Here is a 1,802-nt window from a genome sequence, read left to right on the forward strand (position 1 = left end):
TCCCAGCTCAGCTACCTTCGGGTAAAAGGCATTATGGGGCACTTCTATGAGGCTTCTCGGGCGCACGACGTACCGGTATCCCTGCTGTTGGCTATCGCCTCCAGGGAAAGCCATATGGGACTGGCGTTGGATGGAAACTGGACGGGCGATAATGGCAATGGCATCGGCATCATGCAAATTGACCGGCGGTATCATTCAGGCTTCACCAGCTCACATGCCAATAACGACCACCGTGCCAATATCCACTATGGCAGCAAGTTTCTGGCGGATCTGATCGGCAAGTTTGGCGGTAAGCTCACTCCAGCCGTGGCCGCGTACAACGCAGGCTACTCAAAAGTGCGAAATACGGTAAGTGCTGGCATTGATCCCAATCTGGTTACCACCGGGCAAAATTACGCCTCCGATGTGCTCCAAAGAAAGAAAATTGTGGAGTCGGTAATGGGCATTTCCAAAGCGTCCACGGCCAGCATGGTGCTCGTGCCACTAATCATCACAGGATTTATTTCCTACCAAATCTTTAACACTCAATAACCATTATGAAATCATCTTCCGGATACATTTACAGCGAGGAAAGTTCTCCCGGTTTGGGGCGCATGATGCTTGACCCAACCTTACCCACTGAGCTAAATACAGCTATCCAGCCGGTCTCATCAATCAGCAGAATTCGGCCCACTATCTCCATTGCTCCAAGGCCATCTTCCAGAATCAGGAGACCGATTCTCCCAGGACTTCCAAAGATCAAACCTCCCAAAGTAAGTCCGGTGGTACGTGATTTGACCAAAAAGCCTACGGCAGCTGTCCAGCCTGCAACAACCAAAAGCGAGCCGGTGGCCACCCAGAATAAACCGATCAATAAAAAGATGATCGCGCTGGCCGGGGCCGGTATTGTTGGTGCCGGAATCCTCTTCAAACTCTTACGCTAACCTAACCTGAAAACCCATGAGTAAATCAAGTTATACTTCTGACAGCGGCCTTGGATGCGGCTGTGGATGCAACGGAGCCGGAATCGGTTCTTCTCCCGTAGTGGACGTTAAAAACGCCGAAGCCGAAAACACCAAAACAGATTTGGTGGATACCGCCAAAAAGTACATCAACGGCGACGTGCCGATGAAGTACAAAGCGGCTGCCATCGCCCTTGGAGTCGGCATTCTCTGGCTAAAGTTTAAGAAATAGCCCCATGAAACGCGCCGACTACATTGCCCTTATAGAAAGCTATGGGGGCAATTTTTCTCTATCCGACTTTGAAATCCAGGGGGATATCTCCCGAATGGATGTGGATTTTCTCCGGTCTTTTTTAGCCTGGAGAGATTGGACAAATACCAAAACCCTGATCACTTCCACTTGGCGAGATAACGACCCGAAATCACATGGAAAAGGCTTAGCCATTGACTGCCTGCTTTTTACCAACTGGCTTACCAAACAGTCAAGCCCGCTTCAGCACTGGCTGCTTGCAACCACGTGGCCCTTTCAGGGAGTGGGGTTGTACTTCGACTGGGATTTCACTCATAAGTTAAGTGGAGAAAAGATTCCTGGGATTGGCCTTCATGTGGACGGGTGGAGTGGCAGGCAGATCAATGAGCGGCCCTTGCGCTGGCTCTGGATTGATGGCCATTACTACTACCAATCGACGAAAACCGGACGGTTTTACTGTTTGGAAAATAAACAAACCATAACGCTTCCAGAAGCCATTCAGGACTACGAGCAACGCTATGAGCAAATCACCCAAGCCCGAGCATTACCTCAGCAAGTATAAAGAGCTGATCATTACGACCATTATTTGCCTGTTTTTGACTGGCATTTAC

The 1,802-nt window shown here is 49.8% G+C and carries 4 protein-coding genes; 3 read left to right on the forward strand and 1 reads right to left on the reverse strand.

Features of this window, described 5'->3' with window-relative positions; genetic code table 11:
- Positions 1 to 531, forward strand: a 531-nt coding sequence (locus B151_RS19810) for a transglycosylase SLT domain-containing protein (RefSeq protein WP_026166746.1), incomplete at its 5' end; no start/stop codon positions are given.
- A 28-nt stretch (positions 532 to 559) separates the two neighbouring features.
- On the opposite strand, the gene B151_RS0117425 is transcribed toward B151_RS19810, so the two are convergent.
- Entirely contained in the window at positions 560 to 910 is a 351-nt protein-coding gene (locus B151_RS0117425) for a hypothetical protein (protein ID WP_040517258.1), read from the reverse strand.
- Between the two features lie 29 nt (positions 911 to 939).
- Between B151_RS0117425 and B151_RS0117430 the strand changes: the two genes are divergently transcribed.
- Positions 940 to 1,173 carry a hypothetical protein gene (locus B151_RS0117430; RefSeq protein WP_020404911.1) on the forward strand — a complete coding sequence of 78 codons (234 nt, stop codon included), beginning with the start codon at positions 940 to 942 and terminating at the stop codon, positions 1,171 to 1,173.
- A 4-nt stretch (positions 1,174 to 1,177) separates the two neighbouring features.
- Positions 1,178 to 1,753, forward strand: a complete 576-nt coding sequence (locus B151_RS0117435; RefSeq protein WP_020404912.1) for a hypothetical protein — start codon at positions 1,178 to 1,180, stop codon at positions 1,751 to 1,753.
- Positions 1,754 to 1,802: the final 49 nt, after the last annotated feature.

The sequence above is a fragment of the Gracilimonas tropica DSM 19535 genome (assembly GCF_000375425.1).
GTDB lineage: Bacteria > Bacteroidota > Rhodothermia > Balneolales > Balneolaceae > Gracilimonas > Gracilimonas tropica.

Excerpts from the sequence above, each read along its gene's own strand:
- B151_RS0117430 (WP_020404911.1), top strand. The coding sequence starts at position 940 with ATGAGTAAATCAAGTTATACTTCTGACAGCGGCCTTGGATGCGGCTGT.
- B151_RS0117435 (WP_020404912.1), top strand. The coding sequence starts at position 1,178 with ATGAAACGCGCCGACTACATTGCCCTTATAGAAAGCTATGGGGGCAAT.